The 23440-nt window shown below is 67.5% G+C and carries 22 protein-coding genes and 1 tRNA gene; 10 read left to right on the plus strand and 13 right to left on the minus strand.

What is annotated here, in order from left to right:
- Window positions 1–2: 2 nt before the first annotated feature.
- The 8 genes from ACAG21_RS14790 to ACAG21_RS14825 all read right to left on the minus strand — a co-directional run bounded on the left by ACAG21_RS14790 (window position 3) and on the right by ACAG21_RS14825 (window position 10899).
- Window positions 3–1427: a condensation domain-containing protein gene (locus ACAG21_RS14790; protein ID WP_370496851.1), complete on the minus strand. Its 1425-nt coding sequence runs from the start codon at window positions 1425–1427 to the stop codon at window positions 3–5.
- Between the two features lie 349 nt (window positions 1428–1776).
- Window positions 1777–2379, minus strand: a complete 603-nt coding sequence (locus ACAG21_RS14795) for a DUF1707 domain-containing protein (protein ID WP_370496852.1) — start codon at window positions 2377–2379, stop codon at window positions 1777–1779.
- A gap of 74 nt (window positions 2380–2453) precedes the next feature.
- Window positions 2454–3251, minus strand: coding sequence for an enoyl-CoA hydratase family protein (locus ACAG21_RS14800; protein ID WP_370496853.1), 798 nt, complete (start codon window positions 3249–3251; stop codon window positions 2454–2456).
- 16 nt (window positions 3252–3267) lie between these two features.
- A complete protein-coding gene (locus ACAG21_RS14805; protein ID WP_370496854.1) occupies window positions 3268–4434 on the minus strand; it encodes an acyl-CoA dehydrogenase family protein in 1167 nt (388 codons plus the stop codon).
- A complete protein-coding gene (locus tag ACAG21_RS14810; protein ID WP_370496855.1) occupies window positions 4435–6435 on the minus strand; it encodes a biotin carboxylase N-terminal domain-containing protein in 2001 nt (666 codons plus the stop codon). It abuts the gene before it with no gap.
- Between the two features lie 5 nt (window positions 6436–6440).
- On the minus strand, window positions 6441–8030 hold the full coding sequence (locus ACAG21_RS14815) for an acyl-CoA carboxylase subunit beta (protein WP_370496995.1): 1590 nt from the start codon (window positions 8028–8030) through the stop codon (window positions 6441–6443).
- 2 nt (window positions 8031–8032) lie between these two features.
- Entirely contained in the window at window positions 8033–9181 is a 1149-nt protein-coding gene (locus ACAG21_RS14820) for an acyl-CoA dehydrogenase family protein (RefSeq protein ID WP_370496856.1), read from the minus strand.
- Window positions 9178–10899: an acyclic terpene utilization AtuA family protein gene (locus ACAG21_RS14825; protein WP_370496857.1), complete on the minus strand. Its 1722-nt coding sequence runs from the start codon at window positions 10897–10899 to the stop codon at window positions 9178–9180. Before ACAG21_RS14825 ends, ACAG21_RS14820 begins: the two co-directional genes overlap by 4 nt.
- 247 nt (window positions 10900–11146) lie before the next feature.
- Between ACAG21_RS14825 and rpmF the strand changes: the two genes are divergently transcribed.
- The 5 genes from rpmF (at window position 11147) to ACAG21_RS14850 (ending at window position 15817) form a co-directional block, all read left to right on the plus strand.
- Window positions 11147–11320: a 50S ribosomal protein L32 gene (gene rpmF, locus ACAG21_RS14830; RefSeq protein WP_036471323.1), complete on the plus strand. Its 174-nt coding sequence runs from the start codon at window positions 11147–11149 to the stop codon at window positions 11318–11320.
- 63 nt (window positions 11321–11383) lie between these two features.
- On the plus strand, window positions 11384–12067 hold the full coding sequence (gene mprA / locus ACAG21_RS14835) for a two-component system response regulator MprA (protein WP_096291346.1): 684 nt from the start codon (window positions 11384–11386) through the stop codon (window positions 12065–12067).
- Window positions 12067–13635, plus strand: coding sequence for an ATP-binding protein (locus tag ACAG21_RS14840; RefSeq protein WP_370496858.1), 1569 nt, complete (start codon window positions 12067–12069; stop codon window positions 13633–13635). Before mprA ends, ACAG21_RS14840 begins: the two co-directional genes overlap by 1 nt.
- A 74-nt stretch (window positions 13636–13709) precedes the next feature.
- Window positions 13710–15269: a S1C family serine protease gene (locus tag ACAG21_RS14845; protein ID WP_370496859.1), complete on the plus strand. Its 1560-nt coding sequence runs from the start codon at window positions 13710–13712 to the stop codon at window positions 15267–15269.
- Complete coding sequence (locus ACAG21_RS14850; protein WP_370496860.1) at window positions 15269–15817, plus strand: molybdenum cofactor biosynthesis protein B; 549 nt, start codon at window positions 15269–15271, stop codon at window positions 15815–15817. Before ACAG21_RS14845 ends, ACAG21_RS14850 begins: the two co-directional genes overlap by 1 nt.
- A gap of 34 nt (window positions 15818–15851) precedes the next feature.
- Here the strand turns inward: ACAG21_RS14850 and mscL are convergent, their stop codons facing one another.
- From mscL to ACAG21_RS14870, 4 genes are all read right to left on the minus strand, one after another.
- Window positions 15852–16313 carry a large-conductance mechanosensitive channel protein MscL gene (gene mscL / locus ACAG21_RS14855; protein WP_370496862.1) on the minus strand — a complete coding sequence of 154 codons (462 nt, stop codon included), beginning with the start codon at window positions 16311–16313 and terminating at the stop codon, window positions 15852–15854.
- A 65-nt stretch (window positions 16314–16378) separates the two neighbouring features.
- Window positions 16379–17056 carry an SAF domain-containing protein gene (locus ACAG21_RS14860; RefSeq protein ID WP_370496864.1) on the minus strand — a complete coding sequence of 226 codons (678 nt, stop codon included), beginning with the start codon at window positions 17054–17056 and terminating at the stop codon, window positions 16379–16381.
- Between the two features lie 66 nt (window positions 17057–17122).
- Entirely contained in the window at window positions 17123–17461 is a 339-nt protein-coding gene (locus tag ACAG21_RS14865; protein ID WP_370496866.1) for an FmdB family zinc ribbon protein, read from the minus strand.
- A 73-nt stretch (window positions 17462–17534) separates the two neighbouring features.
- Entirely contained in the window at window positions 17535–18140 is a 606-nt protein-coding gene (locus tag ACAG21_RS14870) for a 5-formyltetrahydrofolate cyclo-ligase (protein ID WP_370496867.1), read from the minus strand.
- A gap of 76 nt (window positions 18141–18216) precedes the next feature.
- Between ACAG21_RS14870 and ACAG21_RS14875 the strand changes: the two genes are divergently transcribed.
- The 5 genes from ACAG21_RS14875 to ACAG21_RS14895 all read left to right on the plus strand — a co-directional run bounded on the left by ACAG21_RS14875 (window position 18217) and on the right by ACAG21_RS14895 (window position 22601).
- Window positions 18217–19131, plus strand: a complete 915-nt coding sequence (locus ACAG21_RS14875; protein ID WP_096289901.1) for a UTP--glucose-1-phosphate uridylyltransferase — start codon at window positions 18217–18219, stop codon at window positions 19129–19131.
- A gap of 94 nt (window positions 19132–19225) precedes the next feature.
- Window positions 19226–20518, plus strand: a complete 1293-nt coding sequence (gene glp, locus ACAG21_RS14880) for a gephyrin-like molybdotransferase Glp (protein WP_370496869.1) — start codon at window positions 19226–19228, stop codon at window positions 20516–20518.
- 21 nt (window positions 20519–20539) lie between these two features.
- Entirely contained in the window at window positions 20540–21193 is a 654-nt protein-coding gene (locus ACAG21_RS14885) for a GNAT family N-acetyltransferase (RefSeq protein ID WP_207768594.1), read from the plus strand.
- 259 nt (window positions 21194–21452) lie between these two features.
- The gene (gene glpR / locus ACAG21_RS14890; protein ID WP_370496870.1) at window positions 21453–22478 is read left to right on the plus strand and encodes a gephyrin-like molybdotransferase receptor GlpR; all 1026 of its coding nucleotides are present in this window, start codon (window positions 21453–21455) and stop codon (window positions 22476–22478) included.
- A gap of 50 nt (window positions 22479–22528) precedes the next feature.
- Window positions 22529–22601: transfer RNA gene (locus ACAG21_RS14895), tRNA-Ala, on the plus strand.
- Window positions 22602–22624: 23 nt separating this feature from the next.
- Here the strand turns inward: ACAG21_RS14895 and ACAG21_RS14900 are convergent.
- Window positions 22625–23428 (minus strand): alpha/beta hydrolase, encoded by an 804-nt coding sequence (locus tag ACAG21_RS14900; RefSeq protein WP_370496871.1) that lies wholly within the window; start codon window positions 23426–23428, stop codon window positions 22625–22627.
- Window positions 23429–23440: the final 12 nt, after the last annotated feature.

A 23440-nucleotide genomic window follows, 5' to 3' on the forward strand; every position in this document is an offset into this window, starting at 1 on the left:
TTCTAAGCCGCCTCGTCGTCGTCTTTCGTCGGGGACAGAGCATAGAGACCGTTCGAATTCGACTCTGCTGCAACGATACTCGACTGCTCTAGGGCCTTGCCCGCGATACGGGCGAAAATCCGATTCAGGGTTTCGATGTATTGGTGCACCGACTCCCGGGCCACCTCGTTGTCGGGGAACGAGATCGTGACCGTGGTTCGTTCGGCGTGCCGGTTGATCCAGACGTTCACTGCGCCATGGGACAGGCTGTCGCCGTAGGTGCCGAAGTTCGTCTCCGCCCACAGACCGGCCAGTGGAATCTTGCGAAAGTCGAGGAAGGACAGCATCATCGGCAGCTGCGACGGCAGTTTGATGCCCAACTCGTCCGGTGTCGCGAGTTCCAAGACCCGCTCGACCGGCACATGAGCGAGATCCTTGGCCGCATCGAACGATTTTTGGGCGGCCCGGGCCGCCTCGGGGAACGAGCCGCCGGAGGTCGGCACGACGACCGGAACCATGCTTGCGAACCATCCCACCGTCATCGTGTCGATGCCCTGTGTCCGGGTGTCCCTGGCGGTGAACCCGCGATGAATCTCGTTGCCGGTCAATATATATTCGGCCAACGCGGTGCACGCCAGAACGCCGCCGAGGAACCGGGCGCCGACAGCGATGCAGGCGGCGTCGAACGCCTCCGTTCCGGCGGCATCCAGCAACTCGACGGTCACCAAGTCGCCGGCGCTGCTGGTCCAGGTGTCGCCCAGGGGCAGCGGGAAACTCGGCCAGTTACCGTCGGCCTCGCGTGCGAACGCGATCCAGTCCTTGATCTCCGGCGATTCCAGGGTCAGATCCGCAACCTTCTCGCGTTGCCGCGTCGTGTAGTCGCGGTAGCTTCTGAGCTGGGGAGGCGTGGCGGGCTGGTGCGCCGCGCCCGCCGACAGTTCTTGATACGTCAGGTGGATGTCGAAGAAGATGACGCCGGCGGACAAGCCGTCGATGTGCAGATGGTCGACGCTGGCGTAGAAGGTGAAGTAGTCGGCGTGCTGGATGATGCCGAAGTTGAAGCAACCCCATTCGAGCGTTTCACGGGTCGTCGTCAGGACATGGGTGCGCACCTGGTCGGGGGTCATGTGTCCCCACGGAACGGGCACCAATTCGATGTCGTCGGGGTCCTCGATGGGGCGGCGCACGATCACGCCGTCCTCGAATTCGAACCAGTTGTGGTAGGTGTCATGGCGACGGACATGGGAGTTGACCGCCGTCGTCATAAGCGGAATGTCGCACGTGCCCGCGATGTCCCACGCCACGACCATAAGCCGCGGTAGCTGCCTGTCCATGGCCCTGCCGTGGAACGCGGCCCAGAGGTGTTGGGCCTGCTGGTAACTCGGGGCGAGAGGGCTTCGCTGGGCGGTGCGGGCCGCCTCATGCGCCGTCGGTACGGCGGTCCACATGGTCAGCGGACCATGCGGCGGCTGCTATGCGTTGATGTTTCCCAGTGCGACCATTTTTCAGCCTCGCTGTGCGTGATGCCGGCATTCCGTGGCGGCTCAGGAGGGGCGGAAATAGCGTTGGCACATCGTTTTTCGCGCAGCCTAAATACACCTTTGCGCTGGAATTCTTGCGACGCGCTTTCCCGGTATGTCGGGGCCCAACCCTGTGGCGTCGCGTGCACCCCCTGAGTCGCTGTTCTGGACGCTAGTCGACGGGCGGCACGTTTTCGTGGTTTTGCGAAGATACGCAATCCCACGCATTTTCGAAACGCTGCCAGTAGCCTTGACGCCTTTAACAGGTCCGGCGGGTTTACCCGTGGGGTCGGCGGGCTTTGCGCTTAATGCCCACCCCGCCCCACAGCGAGAAGCCGTGGATATTCACCTTCGGCGCGCCCGGTGTACCTTGACCGACGATATCGCGGTCGAAGCCACCCATTACGCCGCGGCCGTGGATCTCGACATTGACCTCGGGCGGCAACAGGATGTTCTGCGAACCCATGATCGAGACCACGTGGATATCGACTTCGGTCGACGTGAAGTCGGCGTAGCGCAGATCCACCACCCCGCTGCCCCACAGCGTGAACGTGGTCAGCTTCTTCGGGACGTTCCAGCGTCCCCGCCGCTCGAATCCACTCAACAGGGCGAGCAGCAGGGTGGAGGGCGCCGGATTCTGCTTCCCGCCGCGGCGTGGGCTTATCGGTGCACCCGGCAGGTCGGCCCGAAGCTCATCGAGTTCTTCGTAGGTCGTCGCCGCATACGCCCTGGTCAGTCGGTCTTCGTAGTCCTTGAGCTGCAGGCGACCCTGCTCAGCCGCATAGGCGAGTAATTGCGCAATTTGTATGCGGTCGGTATCGGCCGCACGCGAGAAATCCTCGCGCGCGTCCTTCGCATCGTGCTGCGCTGAATCGCTCATCATCCACGAGCGTACGACTTACAACTTTTGCTGCAAGAGGGTTGGCTAAATCGCAACCATCCTCCTACGCATGCCTAATTGCGATCGGCATCCTCGGTGGCGGCCGGCGGGGCCCAACTGGGTGGACGTTTCTGCAGGAATGCGAGCATGCCTTCGCGGGCTTCGTCGGAGACGAACAGCCGGGCGGATTCCTCGGTGAGCCGCTGCGCGTCGCGGTCGAATCCTTCCAGTACCGCCGCCGTCGTGAGCGCCTTCGATGCGGCCAGACCCTGGGGCGACCCGCGGCCGATATCGGCGACCAGTTCGGCCACCGCGGCGTCGACATCGTCGGCTGCGATCGTGACCAACCCGATCTGCGCCGCCGCGGCCGCGTCGAACGTCTCGCCGGTGAGGTAATAGCGGGCAGCCGCGCGCGGGGACAGCTTCGGCAGCAGCGTCAGCGAGATGATCGACGGGGCCACACCGATGCGCGCCTCGGTCAGCGCGAAGGTGCTGCGCGGTCCGGCCACCGCGATGTCGCAGGCGCCGACCAAACCGAATCCGCCCGCGCGCACATGACCGTCGACCGCCGCGATGACCGGCAGGCGCGAGGAGACGATGGACCGCAGCAGTGCGGTCATCTCCTGGGCCCGCGCCGCGGCCATGTCGAACGGGTTGCCGGCGCCGGCTTCGCTGAGGTCCGCGCCGGCGCAGAACGTGCCGCCGGTGTGCCCGAGCACCACCACGCGCACGGCCGGATCCGCCGCCGCGTCGAGCAGACCGTGGTGCAGCTGGCTGACCAGGGTGGTCGATAGCGCGTTGCGGTTGTGCGGTGAGTTCAGCGTCAGCCGAGCCAACGGACCCGCGACGGCGTATTCGACGAGGGTTGTCATTGAAACGACCCCGTCATCAGTAGCTTCGGGGCAGGCCCAGGGAGGTCTGCGCGACGAAGTTCAGCACCATCTCGCGGCTGACCGGCGCGATCCGCCCCAGCCGGGCCGAGGCGAGCATCGCGGCGACGCCGTACTCCTTGGTCAGACCGTTGCCGCCCATCGACTGCACGGCCTGATCCACCGAACGGGTAGCCGCCTCGGCCGCAGCGTATTTCGCCATGTTGGCGGCCTCGGCCGCGCCGAAGTCGTCACCGGCGTCGTAGAGCGTGGCGGCCTTCTGCATCATCAATTTGGCGAGCTGAACCTCAATGTGGCACTGCGCCAACGGGTGTGACAGGCCCTGGTGCGCGCCAATCGGGGTGCCCCACACCTGGCGGGTCTTGACGTACTCGGAAGCCTTCTCCAGTGCGAAGCGGCCCATGCCCACCGAGCTCGCCGCACCCATGATCCGCTCGGGGTTCAGGCCCGCGAAAAGCTGTGCGATCGCGGCATCTTCGGCCCCGACGAGCGCATCGGCGGGCAGCCGGACGTCGTCCAGGAAGACCTGGAACTGGCGCTCGGGGCTGATCAGCTCCATCTCGATCGGCGTGTAGCTGAAGCCGGGCGCGTCGGTGGGCACCACGAACAACGCCGGGCGCAGCTTGCCGGTCTTGGCCTCCTCGGAGCGTGCCACCACCAGCACGGCCTGCGCCTGATCGACGCCGGAGATGTAGACCTTCTGGCCCTTGAGAATCCAGTCGCTGCCGTCGCGGCGCGCGGTGGTGGTGATCTTGTGCGAGTTCGACCCGGCGTCGGGCTCGGTGATCGCGAACGCCATCGTCATCGTGCCGTCGGCTATCGACGGAATCCAGCGCTTCTTCTGCTCTTCGGTGCCGAACTTGCTGATGATGGTGCCGTTGATCGCCGGTGAGACCACCATCAGCAACAGTGCGCTGCCCGCGGCGGCCATTTCCTCCATGACCAGTGACAGCTCGTACATTCCGGCGCCACCGCCACCGTACTCCTCCGGCAGGTTCACGCCGAGGAAGCCGAGTTTGCCTGCCTCGGACCATAACTCGTCGGTGTGCTCTTGTGCGCGCGCCTTTTTCAGGTAGTACTCGCTGCCGTAGTTGGACGCCCAGGCGGCCACCGACTTGCGCAGCGCCTGGCGCTCCTCGCTTTCGATGAAGCTGGTATCGGTCATTTACGAATCTCCTTTTAGTTGGCCGTTCTCCGGCGCTTCGACTATTGCCAGGACGGCACCGACTTCTACTTGCTGGCCGGTCGTGACGGCCAGCGAGCTGAGTACGCCGTCGTTCGGCGCGGCGATGGTGTGCTCCATCTTCATCGCTTCCAGCCAGATCAGCGGCTGGCCGGTCGTGACGCTGTCGCCCACCTGTGCGCCGAGCCGGATGACGTTGCCGGGCATGGGCGCCACCAGCGATCCCTTGGCGACCGACGATCCCGGCTCGGGGAACCGGGGCACCGAGTTCAGATGAACCGGTCCGCGCGCCGAGTCGACGTAGACGTCTTCGAGGTTGGGGCCGTAGCGGGCAACCGCGAAGCGGCATGCCACGCCGTTGCCGTCGGCCAACACCACTTCGTCGGGTGCCGACGAGACCAGAAGCACGCCCTCGTCTCCGGCGAGCACCAATCCGGTTCTGGCGAACCGGTATTCGATTCGGTGTTCGTTGTCCTCGTCGTCGGTGTATGTCTTGACCTGATAGCCCGAGGTGAGGTTGCGCCAGCCGCTGGGCATCGAGCCGAACGCCACGGCCGACGCACGATTGTGCGCAGCATCGGCCAGTGCCGCGGCGATTGCCGACAGACGCACCACGCTGTCGTCGCTCAGCGGTGCCGACAGCTGCGCCAGGCCGTGCGTGTCGAAAAACGCGGTGTCGGTCGCACCGTCGAGGAATGCCCGGTGGCGCAGCACGGTCACCAACAGATCGCGGTTGGTGCGCAGCCCGTGCAGTCGTGTCCGGGCCAACGCGTCGGCCAGCACCAGCGCGGCTTGCCTGCGGGTCGGTGCGTACGAGATGACCTTGGCCAGCATCGGGTCGTAGTGGATCGACACCACCGATCCGTCGACGATGCCTGAGTCCAGCCGGATTCCGGTGCGCTGTCCCAGCGAGGCGAATTGTGCCCGGCCGCCGGGCACGTCGAAAGTGTGCACCAGGCCGGCCTGGGGTTGCCAGCCGCGCGCGGGATCTTCGGCATACAACCGGGCTTCGATCGAATGCCCCTGGGCGGCGGGAGGTTCGGCATCGAGGCGGTCGCCGTCGGCCACTGCGAGCTGCAGTTCGACGAGGTCGAGCCCGGTGGTCTCCTCGGTGACCGGGTGCTCGACCTGCAGCCTGGTGTTCATCTCCAGGAAGAAGAACTCGCCGTCGTCGTCGGCGAGGAACTCCACCGTCCCGGCCCCCGCGTAGCCGATCGCGCTGGCGGCCAGCCGGGCGGCGTCGAAAAGCTTGGCCCGCATGCCCGGAATGCGTTCCACCAACGGCGACGGAGCCTCTTCGATGATCTTCTGGTGGCGCCGCTGAATCGAACATTCCCGTTCTCCGACCGCCCACACCGTGCCGTGACTGTCGGCGAGGACCTGAACCTCCACATGGTGGCCGGTCGGTAGATAGCGCTCGCAGAATACGGTCGGATCGCCGAAAGCGGACTGCGCTTCGCGCTGGGCCGCGGCGACTTCGCCTGCCAGAGCCGATAACTCGCGCACCACCCGCATACCGCGGCCGCCGCCGCCCGCGGAGGCCTTGACCAGCACCGGCAACTGCGCCTGCGTGACCGAGTCGGGGTCGAGTTCGTCGAGCACCGGCACCCCGGCCGACGCCATCAGCTTCTTGGACTCGATCTTGGAGCCCATCGCTCGCACCGCGTCCACCGGGGGCCCGACCCAGGTCAGGCCCGCGTCCGCGACGGCGGCCGCGAAGTCGGCGTTCTCCGAAAGGAATCCGTAGCCGGGATGTATCGCGTCGGCGCCCGCGGCCCGCGCGGCGGCGATGATGGCCTCGGCATTCAAGTAGTCGTTGGTCTTCGCCAGGCGCACCCGGGCGTCGGCCTCGGCGACGTGCGGGGCCGCGGCGTCGGGTTCGGTGTAGACCGCGACGGTTCCCAGGCCGAGCCGGCGGCAGGTGGCGAAGACTCGGCGGGCGATCTCGCCGCGGTTGGCAACGAGTACTCGAGTGATTCCCATGGGGCTCACATCCGGAAGACGCCGAAGTTCGACGTCCCCTTGATCGGGCCATTCGCGATGGCGGACAGACACATTCCCAATACGGTGCGGGTATCGCGGGGGTCGATCACCCCGTCGTCGTAGAGCATTCCCGACAAGACCATCGGCAGTGACTCGGCCTCGATCTGGCCCTCGACCGCGGCCCGCATCGCGGCGTCGGCGTCCTCGTCGACCTGTTGGCCGCGAGCCTCGGCGGCCGCGCGAGCCACGATCGACAGCACGCCGGCCAGCTGGACACCGCCCATCACCGCGGATTTGGCGCTGGGCCAGGCGAACAGGAAGCGGGGGTCGTACGCCCGCCCGCACATGCCGTAGTGACCCGCGCCGTAGGACGCACCGATCAACAGCGAGATGTGCGGGACGGTCGAGTTGGACACGGCGTTGATCATCATCGAGCCGTGCTTGATCATGCCGCCCTCTTCATAGTCCTTGCCGACCATGTATCCGGTGGTGTTGTGCAAGAACAACAATGGCGTGTCGTAACGGTTGGCCAGCTGGATGAATTGGGTGGCCTTCTGTGATTCCTCGCTGAACAGCACACCGCGATGGTTGGCCAGAATCCCGATCGGGTAGCCGCACAGCGTCGCCCAGCCGGTCACCAGTGACGAGCCGTACATCGGCTTGAATTCGTCGAATTCGGAGCCGTCGACGATGCGCGCGATCACGTCGCGCGGGTCGAACGGAATACGCAGGTCCGACGACACGATGCCGATCAGTTCCTCGGCATCGAACAGCGGCTCGGTCACGGGCCGCGGCACCGGCCCAAGCTTGCGCCAGTTCAGCCGGCTCACCACGCGACGACCGATGCGGATCGCGTCGAGCTCGTCGACGGCGAAGTAGTCGGCCAGACCCGAAGTGCGGGCGTGCATTTCGGCGCCGCCGAGGGACTCGTCGTCGGATTCTTCGCCGGTGGCCATCTTCACCAGCGGGGGGCCGGCCAGGAACACCTTCGAGCGTTCCTTGATCATCACGACGTGATCGGACATGCCGGGGATGTAGGCACCGCCGGCGGTGGAGTTGCCGAAGACGAGCGCGATGGTCGGAATGCCCGCCGCCGACAGCCGGGTCAGATCGCGGAACATCTGTCCGCCGGGCACGAAGATCTCTTTCTGGGTGGGCAGGTCCGCGCCGCCGGACTCCACCAGCGAGATCACCGGCAGCCGGTTCTGCAGCGCAATTTGGTTGGCCCGCAGGATCTTCTTCAGTGTCCAGGGGTTGCTGGTGCCGCCCTTGACGGTCGGGTCGTTGGCGACGATCAGGCACTCCACGCCCTCGACGGCGCCGATGCCCACCACCACGCTCGCCCCCAGGGTGAAGGAACTGCCGTAGGCGGCCAGCGGGCTCAGCTCGAGGAACGGCGAATCCGGATCCAGCAGTAGTTCGATGCGCTCGCGGGCGGTGAACTTGCCGCGGGCGTGGTGGCGCGCGGTGTACTTTTCTCCGCCCCCGGCCAGGGCCTTGCCGTGCTCGACGTCGATCTCGGCCAGTTTTGCGAGCATGGTTTCGGCCGCGTCGGCGTACGTCGACGCCTTCGGGTCGAGGGTGGACTGCAGCACGGTCATGATTGGAATCCCAGCAGTTTGGCGGACAGTGCGGTCAGGATTTCGGTGGTACCGCCGCCAATACCCAGGATCCGCATGTCGCGATATTGGCGTTCGACCTCGGATTCGGCCATGTAGCCCATGCCGCCGAATAGCTGAACGGCTTGGTTGGCCACCCATTCGCCGGCCTCGACGGCGGTGTTCTTGGCGAAGCACACTTGCGCGATCAGGTTTGACTCACCGGCCAGCTGGCGTTCCACCACATTGCGCGAATAGACGCGGGCGACGTCGATGCGCCGGGCCATCTCGGCCAGCGTGTTCTGCACCGACTGGCGCGAAATCAGTGGGCGACCGAACGTCTCGCGGTCGCGACACCAAGCCACGGTGATGTCCAGGCATCGCTGTGCACTCGAATACGCCTGCGCCGCAAGGCCAATCCGCTCGGACACGAACGCCTGCGCAATCTGGGCGAACCCGCTGTTCTCGGCGCCGACCAGGTTGGCTACCGGAACCCGGGCATCGACGTAGGACAGCTCGGCTGTGTCCGACGACCGCCACCCCATCTTGTCCAGCTTGCGGCTCACCTCGAAGCCTGGCGTGCCCTTCTCGACAGCGAGCAGTGAAACCCCGGCTGCGCCAGGTCCTCCGGTGCGCACCGCGGTCACGACATAGTCGGCGCGCACCCCGGAGGTGATGTAGGTCTTGGCGCCGTTGACCACGTAGTGGTCGCCGTCCCGCACCGCGCTGGTGCGCAAATGCCCGACGTCCGAACCGCCGCCGGGTTCGGTGATGGCCAGTGATCCGATCTTCTCGCCGGCCAGCGTCGGCCGGACGAACTCCTCGATCAGCCGCTGATCGCCCGAGGCGATCATGTGGGGAACCGCGATGCCACAGGTGAACAGCGACGCGAAGACACCTCCCGGGCCGCCGGCCTGGTGGAATTCTTCGCAGATGACCACCGCATCGGCGCCGTCGCCGCCACCGCCGCCGGCCGCTTCGGGTAGCCCGGCGCCGAGCAGCCCGGCCGCCCCGGCGCGCCGGTGCAATTCGCGCGGCAGGTCGCCGGCGCGTTCCCACTCGTCGACGTGCGGCAGGATCTCACGTTCGGTGAAGGCGCGCACCGTCTTTCGCAGCTGTTCGCGCTCCGGGGTATACCAGATGTTCACAAAAGCCCTTCCGGGATGTCGACGTGGCGGCTGCGCAGCCATTCGCCCAGCCCCTTGGCCTGGGGATCGAACCGCGCCTGATAGGCGACGCCCTGACCGAGGATGCCCTCGATCACGAAGTTCACCGCACGCAGGTTGGGCAGCACGTGGCGGGTGACGTCGCAGTCCGCCGCCTCGGGCAGCAACTCCTTGAGCAGTTCGACCGTCAATGTGTTAGCCAGCCAACGCCATTGGTCCTCGGTGCGCACCCAGACCCCGACGTTGGCCGAGCCGCCCTTGTCGCCGCTGCGGGCTCCGGCGATGCGACCCAAGGGTGCGCGCCGGGTCGGCCCGGCCGGCAGGGGTTGCGGCAATGCCGGGGAAGCGGCCGGGGACAGCTCCAAAGTGTCGGTGGCACAGGGGATATCGGTGCGCGTGCCGTCGGAGTGCACCGCGATGTGCGGTACCACGGCGGCGTCGACATAGCCCGCGTTGAAGACTCCGTAGACCTGGCCATCGCCCGGTGGGGCGGTGACGTGGAAGCCCGGGTAGCTGGCAAGCGCCAATTCGACTGCTGCCGAGGAGAATTGACGTCCGACATTCGCTGGGTCGGGGTCACGGACCACGCAGTGCAGCAGCGCACTGGCGGCTTCCTCGGTGTCGGCATCGGGGTGATCGGTGCGCGCCAGCGTCCACTGAAGCTCCGCGGGTTTGACGGTGAGCCCGGCCTCGAGTTGGCGGCGCACCAGCTCGGCCTTGGCCTCGATATCCAGCCCAGTCAACACGAAGGTCATCGCGTTGCGAAATCCGCCGATGCTGTTCAGCGACACCTTGAGCGTCGGCGGCGGCGGCTCACCGACCACGCCGCTGATGCGGACCCGGTCCGGCCCGTCGTCAGAGAGCTCGATGCTGTCCATCCGCGCCGTGACGTCCGGGTTGGCGTAGCGGGCGCCGGTGATCTCGTAGAGCAGCTGAGCGGTGACGGTGTCGACGCTGACCAGTCCGCCGGTGCCGGGGTGCTTGGTGATCACCGAGGATCCGTCGGCGCTGACCTCGGCCAGCGGGAAACCCGCGTACGACAGGTCGGGCACCTCGGTGAAAAACGCGTAGTTGCCGCCGGTGGCCTGCACGCCGCATTCGATGACGTGTCCGGCGACCACCGCGCCGGCGAGTTCGTTGTAGTCGGTGCGGCCCCAGCCGAAGTGGGCGGCCGCGGCCCCGACGATCACCGAGGCGTCGGTGACCCGGCCGGTGACGACGACGTCGGCCCCGTCGTTCAGGCAGTCGACGATGCCCCACGCACCCAGGTAGGCGTTTGCCGTCAGCGGCGTGCCCAGCCCCAGTTCGGCCGCGCGCGGCTGCAGGTCGTCGCCCTCGACGTGGGCGACTCGGGCGGCGATGCCCAGCCGCTGCGCCAGGGCGCGGATCGCGTCCGCCAGCCCGGCGGGGTTGAGGCCGCCGGCATTGGCGACGATGCGCACCCCGCGGTCCCGAGCCTCGCCCAGGCAATCCTCGAGCTGAGTCAGGAAGGTCTTGGCGTAGCCGCGCTCGGGGTGTTTCATCTTGTCGCGGCCCAGAATCAGCATGGTGAGCTCGGCCAGGTAATCGCCGGTGAGGTAGTCGACCGGATCGCCTGAGCCGCCGGTCAGCATCTCGCGCATGGCCGCCAGCCGGTCGCCGTAGAACCCCGAGCAGTTCGCGATCCGGACAGCACCGGACCGCCCAGTTCCAGAGGCCATCGGCGTCCTCCATTCGGGAATTACCGGTGCTCGACCAACCAACCACCCGGTAGGTTAGCGGGTACCGCCGGTGTCACGTCAAGGATGCCCGTCTCGGCGCTGCCGTCATAGCAGCGCAGGCCGCGCGGCCCATTTTGGCGACCAGCAGGTCACCGACTATTCTGGAGCGCAATCGTCGCCGTCGGCCGCAGAGGTCATGCCGCGCGACGGACGACCGAAACCCCAGACCGAGGAGTAAGGCCCGACCATGGCCACACCCAAGCGCAGGATGTCGCGCTCGAACACCCGCAGCCGCCGCTCGCAGTGGAAGGCGGAAAAGACCGAGCTCGTCGGTGTGACCGTGGCCGGCCAGAAGCACAAGGTGCCGCGTCGACTGCTCAAGGCGGCTCGCCTGGGCCTGATCGATCTCGACCGACGCTAATCTCGGCAAATACCCGGCGCGCCTCTCAGGCCGCTCTCAGGCCCTAGGACGAAACTAGTGGCCGTGCGCATTCTTGTCGTCGATGACGATCGCGCGGTCCGCGAATCGCTGCGCAGATCGCTCTCCTTCAACGGCTACTCCGTCGAGTTGGCTCATGACGGAGTCGAGGCGCTGGAGCTCATCTCCAGTGACCGCCCCGACGCCGTCGTGCTCGATGTGATGATGCCGCGCCTCGACGGTCTCGAGGTCTGCCGGCAACTGCGCAGCACTGGCGACGACCTGCCGATTCTGGTGCTCACTGCCCGCGACTCGGTGTCCGAGCGGGTGGCCGGCCTGGACGCCGGCGCCGACGACTACCTGCCCAAGCCGTTCGCCCTCGAGGAGCTGCTGGCCCGGATGCGGGCGCTGCTGCGCCGCACCAAGCCCGAGGACGCCGAGTCGGTCGCGATGACGTTCTCCGATCTGGCTCTGGACCCGGTGACCCGTGAAGTCACCCGAGGGCACCGCCGGATCAGCCTGACCCGCACCGAATTCGCCCTGCTGGAGATGCTGATCGCCAACCCGCGCCGGGTGCTCACCCGAAGCCGCATTCTCGAAGAGGTGTGGGGATTCGACTTTCCCACCTCGGGCAATGCGCTGGAGGTCTACGTCGGCTACCTGCGCCGCAAAACCGAAGCCGAGGGTGAACCGCGTCTGATCCACACGGTGCGTGGCGTCGGCTACGTACTACGGGAGACCCCGCCCTGATGATCCGGTTCCAACGACGTCGGCGCGCACCCCTGCGAGCCCCCAGTTCGTTGTCGTTGCGGTGGCGGGTCATGTTGCTGGCGATGTCGATGGTGGCGATGGTTGTCGTGCTGATGGCGTTTGCCGTCTACGCGGTGATCGCGGCGGCGCTCTACAGCGACATCGACAACCAGCTGGACAGCCGCGCGCAGCTGCTGATCGCCAGCGGTTCGCTGGCCGCCGACCCGGCCAAGGCCATCGAGGGCACCGCGTATTCCGACGTCAACGCGATGCTGGTGAACCCCGGCCACTCGATCTACACCGCCCAGCAGCCGGGCCAGACCCTGCCGGTCGCCGAGCCGGAGAAGGCGGTCATCCGCGGTGACCTGTTCATGTCCCGTCGTACCGCTTCCGATCAGCGCATCCTGGCGATCCACCTGCCCAACGGCAGCTCGCTGCTGATCTCCAAGAGCCTGCGGCCGACCGAGGCGGTGATGACCAAACTGCGCTGGGTGCTGCTGATCGTCGGCGGTATCGGGGTCGCGGTCGCCGCGGTGGCCGGCGGCATGGTCACCCGGGCGGGGCTGCGGCCGGTCGCCCGGCTGACCGAGGCGGCCGAGCGGGTGGCACGCACCGACGACCTGCGGCCCATCCCGGTGTTCGGCAGTGACGAATTGGCAAGGCTCACTGAGGCATTCAACTTGATGCTGCGCGCCCTGGCGGAGTCGCGGGAGCGGCAGGCGCGGCTGGTCACCGACGCCGGACACGAGTTGCGCACCCCGCTGACATCACTGCGGACCAACGTCGAACTGCTGATGGCGTCCATGGAACCAGGGGCGCCGCGGCTGCCCGAGCAGGAGATGGTGGACCTGCGTTCGGATGTGCTGGCGCAGATCGAGGAATTGTCCACTCTGGTAGGCGATTTGGTAGACCTCACCCGCGACGACGCGGGCCAGGTAGTACACGAGCCGGTCGACATGTCCGAGGTGATCGACCGCAGCCTGGAGCGAGTTAGGCGGCGCCGCAACGACATTCACTTCGATGTCGACGTAATCCCGTGGCAGGTGTACGGGGACAACGCCGGGTTGTCGCGGGCCGCACTGAACCTGATGGACAACGCCGCCAAATGGAGTCCGCCGGGCGGCCACGTCGGTGTCCGGATGCGCCAACTCGACCCGTCGCATGCCGAGTTGATCGTCTCCGACCTGGGCCCGGGTATCCCGCCACACGAGCGGCGCCTGGTGTTCGAGCGGTTCTACCGATCGACGACGGCGCGGGCCCTGCCCGGATCGGGGCTGGGGTTGGCGATCGTCAAGCAGGTGGTGCTCAACCACGGCGGGCTGTTGCGCGTCGAGGACACAGTTCCGGGCGGTCACCCACCAGGAACATCGATTTACGTGCTGCTTCCCGGCCGGCCACTGCCGGTGTCGGCGTATCCGACCGCCGGGACCGAGAGTGCGGCCTCGGTCGGTGGAGCCGCCGGCGAAGCCAAGACCGATCCCGCCGTTCGCACAGATGACGACGCAGCGAACTCTCGGGAATCGGCGAACGTTATCTCAGTGGACTCTCAGTCCGCACGCGCAAGGTAGAGGCAGTTAGTGTTGACAATCGAGCCAAGTCGAGCTCGACAGCACCCCAATTAGAGGAAGAGCGACTTAGCGCTATGACGAATGACCCGAGGTATTCGCCACCGCCTCAGCAGCCGGGCTACCCCGGCGTGCCTAACCAGCCCTTTGAACAGGGTGGAGCTCCCGCGTATGCCCAGGGGCACCAGCAACCGTACAACCAGCCTTACGACTGGCGGTACCAGCAAGGCCAGCAGTCGCAACCGTCGCAGACCTCGCAATACCGCCGGCCGTATGAGCCGTTCGGGGACACCGGAGCGGGTGCGATACCCAGCGGCACCGGGCCGGGCCGGATCCCCGGCGGTACCGGCGCGGGTCCGATTCCTGGAAGCACCGGCGCCGGACCCATCCCCGGCGGCACCGGAGTAGGGCCGATCCCCGGCATGCTGCCCCCGATGGGGCCGCCGCGACCGCAGAAGCGAGGCCGCGCCGGCCTGCTGGTGACCGGTGCGCTGGCGATCGCGGTGGTGTCGGCAGGCATCGGCGGCGCCGCGGCCACGGTCGTCGAACTGGGGACGCACTCCACGACCGCCAGCGGTAGCAGCGGACCGTCGGGCGCCACACCCGGCGTTCCGGCGGCCAACATGCCGCCCGGCACCGTCGAGCAGGTCGCCGCGAAGGTGGTGCCCAGCGTCGTGATGCTGGAGACCGACCTCGGTCGGGCATCCGAAGAAGGGTCCGGCGTCATCCTGTCGTCCGACGGGCTGATTCTGACCAACAACCACGTCATCGCCGCAGCCGCCGCCCCGCCGAAGGGGCCCGGTGGACCCGGTGGCCCGACGCCCGGCAGCCCGACGCCCGGAAGCCCGCCGCCCGGCGGGCCGGGTGGTCCCGCGCCGAAGACGACGGTGACTTTCTCGGACGGCCGCACCGCGCCGTTCACGGTGGTGGGTGCCGATCCCACCAGCGACATCGCCGTCATCCGCGTGCAAGGTGTCTCCGGCCTGACCCCGATCGCGATGGGTTCCTCGTCGGATGTGCGGGTCGGCCAGCCCGTGATGGCGATCGGTTCCCCGCTGGGCTTGTCGGGCACGGTGACCACCGGGATCATCAGCGCGCTGAACCGGCCGGTGTCCACGACCGGCGAGTCGGGCAACCAGAACACCGTGCTGGACGCCATTCAGACCGACGCCGCGATCAACCCGGGTAACTCCGGTGGTGCGCTGGTCAACCTGCAGGGGCAGCTGGTCGGCATCAACTCCGCGATCGCCACCCTGGGTTCGGATTCGCCGGACGCCCAAAGCGGTTCGATCGGTCTCGGTTTCGCGATTCCGGTCGACCAGGCCAAGCGCATCGCCGACGAGTTGATCAGCACCGGCAAGGCGTCGCATGCGTCGCTGGGTGTGCAGGTGACCAGCGACAAGGGCACACCGGGCGCCAAGGTCGTCGACGTCGTGACCGGCGGCGCGGCCTCGAACGCGGGTGTGCCCAAGAATGTCGTCGTCACCAAGGTCGACGACCGTCCGATCAGCAGCGCCGACGCGCTGGTCGCCGCGGTGCGGTCCAAGGCGCCGGGCGACAAGGTATCGCTGACGTTCCAGGATCCCGGTGGCGGCAGCCGGACCGTGCAGGTCACCCTCGGCAAGGCGGATCAGTGATGAGAGTCGGCGAGCCCATGTCCGAACTCGGATATACGGTTGCACCCATGGATACGGGTGCGGAATTGGTAGTCGGCCGGGCTCTGGTTGTGGTGGTCGACGACCGCACCGCCCACGGGGACGAGGAAGACCACAGCGGGCCGCTGGTCACCGAGCTGCTGACTGAGGCGGGATTCGTGGTCGACGGCGTGGTGGCGGTCGCGGCCGACGAGGTCGAGATTCGCAACGCGCTGAACACCGCGGTGATCGGTGGGGTGGATCTGGTGGTGTCGGTCGGCGGCACCGGAGTGACGCCGCGCGATGTCACCCCCGAGGCCACCGTCGAGATCCTGGATCGGGAAATCCTGGGCATCGCCGAGGCCGTCCGGGCCTCCGGGCTGTCGGCCGGAATCATCGACGCCGGGCTGTCACGCGGCCTGGCCGGCGTGTCCGGAAGCACGCTGGTGGTCAACCTTGCCGGTTCCCGGTACGCGGTGCGCGACGGCATGGCGACGCTGAATCCGCTCGCCGCCCAGATCATCGGGCAGTTATCGAGCCTCGAGATCTAAAGTCGCGCGGGCGTCTCGTTCAAGCCCCGCGCACTCACCGCGACTCGGCGTCCGCGCGCGGCCCGTGCTCGGGCGGCGGGGTGGTGCCCGTCCCGCCGTGCCGGCCCGACGAAGCCCCGCCGTTGGTCTGCGCGAGCAGGTCGCGGATCTCGGTCAGCAAGACGACCTGCGCGTCGTCGGCCTGCTCGACCTCGCCCCGTTTGCGGAAAGTGTTGTAGGGCAGCACGACCAGGAAGTAGACCACCGCGGCGACCAGGACGAAGTTGATCGCCGCGGACACCAGCACGTTGAGGTCAATCGTCTGGCCGCCACCGATGCTGACCTTCAGGATGCCGACATCGGATTGCTGATTGACGCCGATCCGGTTGATCAACGGCTGAATGATGCTGTCGGTGAACTTGGTGACCAGGCCGGTGAACGCGGTACCGATGACGACCGCGACGGACAGGTCGACGATATTGCCCCGCGCGAGAAACTCCTTGAACCCCTTGAGCATTCGACGTCCTTTCTGGGCTGGACACAGTTTGCTGCGGGTGCCGTGGCGAGCGGGGTGTCAGGCACTCAGTGCAGGGTGAGGGTCACTGCCTGGCCTAGCACCGAGCCTGCCACCGTGTTCGCCACGTGAGCCGGCAGCGCAACTAAGACTACGCGGTCATTATCGGCGGCCTGGACTTTCTGCTTCGCAGACACGAGCACCACTACGGCATCGGTGGCGACTACCAAACTGGCCGCCTGGCTGCCCGGCCGCGAATCGGTGGGCGCGGCCAGCACGTCGACCACGTCGCCGGGGCGCACCAGGTCGATGAGCGCACTGTCGGCCAGATGCAGCGGCACGATGCGCGCTCCCGGACCGGCCTTCGATCCGATTGCGGCCTCGGCCAGCCGGCTGCCCAGTAGGCGGACGTCGGTCAGTACCTCACCCCGGCGCGCCGGACCGGCCAGCATCGAACCGACCACCGCGCCCAGGTCTGCTTGTGCACCCTCGGGAAGGGTTGTCGCCAAACGCTTTTCGACTCGAACATCGTCGGAAGTCAACGCCGCGCCGGGAGTCAGATCACGCGTGGCCACCACCGCGTCGACGCGATCTCCGTCCGGATTCGAGCGCATCGCCGCGATCCCGGCCAACACGACGAGTCCGCCCGCCGCCACTCGGCGGGCCAGTATGGTTCGTGTCCAGTCCGGGCGCAGCGACGCCGATATCCGCTGCAGTAGCGCCGGATTCAACGATGGTTCTGCCACGCCGCAACGGTAGGCGCAGCGGGCAGCACAAAGCGCCCTAAGGGGATGGGTGCTGTGGATAACCCGCTAGCTGGCCGCGGCGGCCGCCGTCGACTTCTCGCTGGACGAGGACTTGTCGCTGGAGCTGGATTTCTCACTCGACGAGGGTGTGTCGCTCGAGCTGGAGCTCTCGGAAGATCCGTTGGTCGATGAGCCGTTGCTCGCACTCGACGACGACTTTTTGCCCGACTCGCGGCTGTCGGTTCGGTAGAAGCCGCTGCCCTTGAACACGATGCCGACGGAGTTGAACAATTTGCGCAGTCGGCCCGAGCACTTCTCACACGTGGTCAGGGCGTCGTCGGTGAAGGCCTGTACGACGTCGAAGCGGTCATCGCATTCGGTGCACGCGTAGCTGTAGGTCGGCACTCCAAAACCTCCGTTAGATAAGCTTGTTAGCACTCTACAGTGCTTGAGTGCTAAAACAGCCATGAAATCCGTCTCATTCCCGGGCGGTGTCACCCGTGCGCAGCGCCACCACGCCGCGCCCGGGGGTGATCACGTGGGTCATCGGCACATCGTGCGGTTCGGCCGGCAACTCCTCGACGAACTCCTCGTCGCGCACCATCGCGATCAGCCGTGCCCGCGGGTTCCTGGCGTCCAGCGAACGGTCGTAATATCCCCGGCCTCGGCCCAGCCGCACGCCCCGGCGGTCCACGGCCAGCGCCGGAACCACCACCATCTCCGCCTCGGCCAGGACAGACTCCGGCAGCCACGGCTCGGGCGGCTCGAGCAGGCCCCAGCGGCCGCGGACGAGCCCACCCGGCCGGTACTCGGCCCAGCGCAGCCGCATCGGGATGCCGTCACCGGTGGTGCGCGCGACGGGCAACAACACCCGCCGCGCGTGGCGCAGCAACATGTCCAGCATTTCGACCGAACCCGGCTCGGTACCCACCGGGACGTAGGCGCAGACGGTGCTGCCGCCGCTCACCGCGAGGGCAAGCTGCTCGTTGAGCATCCGCGCCTGGGCGGCGTGCACGTCGTCGGCGACCTGACTTCGAGCCGCCAGCACCTGCTCGCGCAGTGTGGCCTTGGTCGAAGTGGTCATGCATCAACGATGACAGCACGGGTATTCGGCCTGCCATGCAACGGCGGCCACCCCTCTGAGCGCTATGGTGTGAACGATGTCACGGCCAGATGAAGTCCCGATCCCGTACACGGCGATCGTCCCCGCAGCCGGTCTGGGCACCCGTTTCCTGCCGGCCACCAAGACGGTGCCCAAAGAGTTGCTGCCCGTCGTCGATACGCCCGGTATCGAGCTGGTCGCCGAGGAAGCGGCCGCGGCCGGCGCCGAGCGGTTGGTGATCATCACCTCGGAGGGCAAGGACGGCGTGGTCGCGCACTTCGTCGAGGACCTGGTGCTCGAGGGCACGCTCGAAGCGCGCGGCAAGAAGGCGATGCTGGCCAAGGTGCGCCGGGCGCCGGCGCTGATCAAGGTCGAATCGGTGGTGCAGGCCGAACCGCTCGGGCTGGGACACGCGATCGGTTGCGTGGAGCCGACGTTGACGCCCGACGAGGACGCCGTCATGGTGCTGCTGCCCGATGACCTGGTGCTGCCGACCGGCGTGCTGGAGACGATGGCCAAGGTGCGCGCCGAGTACGGGGGCACGGTGTTGTGCGCCATCGAGGTCACGCCCGAGGAGATCAGCGCCTACGGTGTTTTCGACGTCGAGGCCATCCCCGGCGCCGGCAATTCCGACGTCCTCAAGGTCAACGGCATGGTGGAAAAGCCCAAGGCCTCCGAGGCGCCGTCGTTGTACGCCGCGGCCGGCCGCTATGTGCTCGACCGCGCCATTTTCGACGCGCTGCGCCGCATCGACCACGGCGCCGGCGGCGAGTTACAGCTCACCGATGCGATCGCGCTGCTGATCAAAGAGGGCCACCCGGTGCATGTCGTCGTCCATCGCGGATCTCGACACGACTTGGGAAATCCCGGCGGCTACCTCAAGGCTGCGGTTGACTTTGCATTGGATCGTGACGACTACGGCCCGGAATTGCGGCGGTGGTTGGTGGCGCGATTGGGCCTGAACGAGCAGTAGCCGGCCGCCATACCGGGCCCGGAGAACCACCGGGCGATCGGGCGAAGGCCCGATACGGCGCGCCCGTCAGGGTGACGGCAGGGAGGCGCGGCGAGTGCGTTCGGTTGAGGAGCAGCAAGCCCGGATAACGGCGGCCGCGGTAGCCCCGCGCCCGATCCGGGTCGCCATCGCGGAGGCGCAGGGATTGTTGTGCGCCGAGGAAGTCGTGACCGAGCGGCCGCTGCCCGGCTTCGATCAGGCGGCGATCGACGGCTACGCGGTGCGCAGCGTCGACGTGCTGGGTATCGGCGAGGTGGGCGCCGACCTTTCGCTCGACGAAACCGGCGAGCCGATGGCCGACGAGGACAACCCCGGCGGGCTGGTCCTGCCGGTGATGGGGACCATCGAGGCCGGGGCGCGAACGCCGAGCCGACTGCAGCCGCGCCAAGCCGCCCGAGTGCAGACCGGGGCGCCGCTGCCCACGCTGGCCGACGCGGTGCTGCCGCTGCGGTGGACCGACGGCGGCACGTCGAAGGTGCGGATTCTGCGCGGTGCGCCGTCGGGTGCCTACGTGCGGCGCGCCGGCGACGACGTCCAGCCCGGCGATGTGGCGGTGCGGGCCGGGACGATCATCGGCCCGGCTCAGGTGGGCTTGCTCGCCGCGGTCGGCCGCGAGCGGGTCCTGGTGCACCCGCGCCCGCGCGTGTCGGTGATGGCGGTGGGCGGCGAGCTGGTCGACATCTCGCGCACGCCGAGCAACGGGCAGGTCTATGACGTCAACTCCTACGCGTTGGCGGCCGCGGCCCGAGATGCCGGCGCGGAGGTCAACCGGGTCGGCATCGTGTCCAACAACCCGCAGGAGCTCGGCGAAATCGTCCAGGGCCAGATCAATCGCGCCGAGGTCGTGGTGATCGCCGGGGGAGTTGGGGGCGCGGCCGCCGAAGCGGTGCGGGTGGTGCTGTCCGAACTCGGCGACATGGAGGTCGTCCGGGTCGCCATGCACCCGGGGTCGGTGCAGGGCTTCGGGCAGCTCGGGCGCGACGGCGTGCCGGTCTTTTTGTTGCCGTCGAATCCGGTCAGCGCGTTGGTGGTCTTCGAGGTGATGGTGCGCCCGCTGATCCGGCTGTCGCTGGGCAAGCGCCAGCCGATGCGGCGGATCGTGCAGGCCCGCACGCTGTCGCCGATCACGTCGGTGGCTGGGCGCAAGGGTTACCTGCGCGGCCAGCTGATGCGCGACCAGGACAGTGGCGAGTATCTGGTGCAGGCGCTGGGTGGCGCCCCGGGGGCGTCGTCGCATTTGCTCGCGACGCTGGCTGAGGCAAACTGTCTAGTTGTGGTTCCCAGTGGTGCCGAACAGATTCGCACCGGTGAGATCGTCGACGTCGCGTTCCTGGCCCAGCGCGGCTGACTCAAACGACTGCGCACGCCCGTGAACCTCTTGCGCTCTAGCGCCCGTCACCCCGGTTGGCCGTCGTCGGTGGGGCCGCTGCGGGTCGCAGCCGGTGTGGTCCGGCTGCGCGCGGTGCGCATGCGCGACGGCGCGCAGTGGAGTCGTCACCGGTTGGCCGACCGGGCGCATCTCGAGCCGTGGGAGCCCACCTCCGACGGCGACTGGGCGCTGCGGCACACCGTCGCGGCCTGGCCGGCGCTGTGTTCTGGCCTGCGTGCCGAGGCCCGCAACGGCCGCATGCTGCCGTACGTGATCGAGCTCGACGGGCAGTTCTGCGGACAGCTGACCATCGGCAACGTCACCCACGGCGCGCTGCGCTCGGCGTGGATCGGCTACTGGGTGCCGAGCTCGGCGACCGGCGGAGGAGTGGCCACCGGCGCGCTGGCGCTCGGCCTGGACCACTGCTTCGGGCCGGTGATGCTGCACCGGGTGGAGGCCACCGTGCGCCCGGAGAATCTCGCGAGTCGGGCCGTGCTGGCCAAGGTCGGCTTTCGCGAGGAGGGCCTGCTGCGCCGCTACCTCGAGGTCGACCGGGCGTGGCGCGACCATCTCCTGATGGCGATTACGGCCGAGGAGGTTTACGGATCGGTGGCATCGACGCTGGTCCGTGCCGGATATGCGCGCTGGGCGTAAATTCTTCCCTTCTTGTGCGCGGCGAGATTGCCGTCACGGCTGTGATCGGCGCCTGACTGCGACCATGACCGCAATCTCGACGTGCGGGAACTCGCCGCCGAAGACAAATCGCAATATTTCTGTGGCTCACGTGACATATGTGGCGTGTGATGCTTGATTGAGGCAAATTACAGGTGTGTAATTGCGCTGGTCACAGGTCCCGACCGCGCAGGTCAACGATCGGCCTCGCGGGGATCCGGACCAGAAGGAGCAGGTCATCATGCCAAGCATCCCGCAGTCGTTGTTGTGGATCTCACTCGTGGTGCTCTGGCTGTTCGTGCTGGTACCGATGCTGATCAGCAAGCGTGACGCCGTGCGACGCACCAGTGACGTGGCGCTGGCAACCCGGGTGCTCAACGGCACCGGGTCCCGCCTGCTGCGGCGCAGCGGTCCGGCCTCGGGCCACCGCAGCGACCCGCACTGGCAGCCGGAAGACTCGGCCGACGACGACGAGTCCGACGATGCGGAGCGTGACGACCTCGCCGGGACCGACGATGAACACGATGCCGAGACCGAGGAACTGCGCCCCGCCCGTCCGGTGGTGATGAGGATGGCGGCCGCCGAGCCGGCCGAGCCCGACTACCTGGACGTCGACGTCGTCGAGGACTCCGACGCGCTGCCGGTCGGGGTCAGCGCCGCGGCCACCGAACCCCAGCTCGCCCCGGTCGACGAGGACGAGCACGAGGAAGCCGACGAGGATCACCTCGACGACGAGTACGAATACGTCGAGGACTCGTCCGGATTGGAGCCCGAGGCGGAGGATGACGACCCGGGTCTGCGCGAGCGCGTGGTCCCGGCGAGTGCCCAGCGTCGCCGCCGCTTCGACACCAAGACCGCCGCCGCCGTCACCGCCCGCAAGTACGCCTTCCGCAAGAAGGTGCTGATGGTGATGGCCGTCATCCTGGTCGGCTCGGCGACGGCGGCATTCGAGATCAGCCGGACCGCCTGGTGGGTCTGCGGTGTCGCCACCGCGATCACCCTGCTCTACCTGGGCTATCTGCGCCGGCAGACCAAGATCGAGGAGAAGGTCCGGCGTCGCCGCACGCAGCGGATGGCCCGCGCGCGCACGGGCGTGGAGAACACCCGCGACCGCGACTACGACGTGGTCCCGTCGCGGCTGCGCCGGCCCGGCGCGGTGGTGCTGGAGATCGACGACGAGGACCCGATCTTCGAGCACCTCGACTACGCGATGCCGCAGCAGAACTACGGCTGGCCGCGGGACCTGCCGCGCGCCGTCGGCCAGTAGTGCCGTTGGTGCTGGCGCCCTTGCAGAACTGGTAGCCTCTAGCGGGTCAAGGGGCTATAGCGCAGTTGGTAGCGCGTCTCGTTCGCATCGAGAAGGTCAGGGGTTCGATTCCCCTTAGCTCCACAACGTTTGGACACGTCGTGGTGCTAGTCGGGCGACGTTGTACCGCGCACCGGTTGAAGCTGATTATTTGCAAGCCACTCGTCGATGTAGCGCATGGTTATGGGCAGGCAGCTTCCGGAGAAGACCATGTGGTCAGCGTTCGGTACGAGAACGACGTCGGCTCGCTGGTATTGAGCCGCCGTCCGCTGTAGAACTTTCTCGGAAACGATCAGGTCGTACGCACCGCCAAGGACTAGTACGGGCGTGTTCACCGCGGCAGCATCGACGAGTGTCGCCTTGGAAAGCCTGAGTGTCGCGAGGAGCATCTCCCATTGAGCGCGGCCCGAGTCGCAGACCAGGCCGTCGTATATCTCACGGGCGGTCTCCTCGGATTGGGTGTTGGCTATCCATTCCCGGAAGCGCTCGTACCGCGGGGGAGCCACGGGCTTGGCCCAGGCGCGAGGCCTAAGGAACCAGGGCATCGACATTCGCCTGTTCGCAGGTGTCGAACCTCCAATGCCTGCCGCGGGAGCGGGGCACGCCGCTACTAGCCCGATATGTGGTGTGCGTGCGGCGACCAGTTGCGCAATCAAGCCGCCCATCGAGTGGCCGACCAACAAGGGTGGCGTTTGGAGAGAACCGACGAAGGCCGACAGGTCGTCGACATAGTCCCGCAGGCTCAGCGACGCGATCTTGCGAGCGCCCTCCCGGATCGGCAGGTCGTGATGGCGCAGTGTCGGGGCGTGAGCCGTGAAGCCGCGTTCGTTGAAGGCGGTACGCAGACCGGCCAGCTGTTCTCCGCGGGACCAGTTGCCGTGAATCAGAACAACGTGCCGGGCTTCGGACATGCCCAAAGGATG

The organism is Mycobacterium sp. pR1184 (genome assembly GCF_041287235.1).
Lineage (GTDB): Bacteria > Actinomycetota > Actinomycetes > Mycobacteriales > Mycobacteriaceae > Mycobacterium.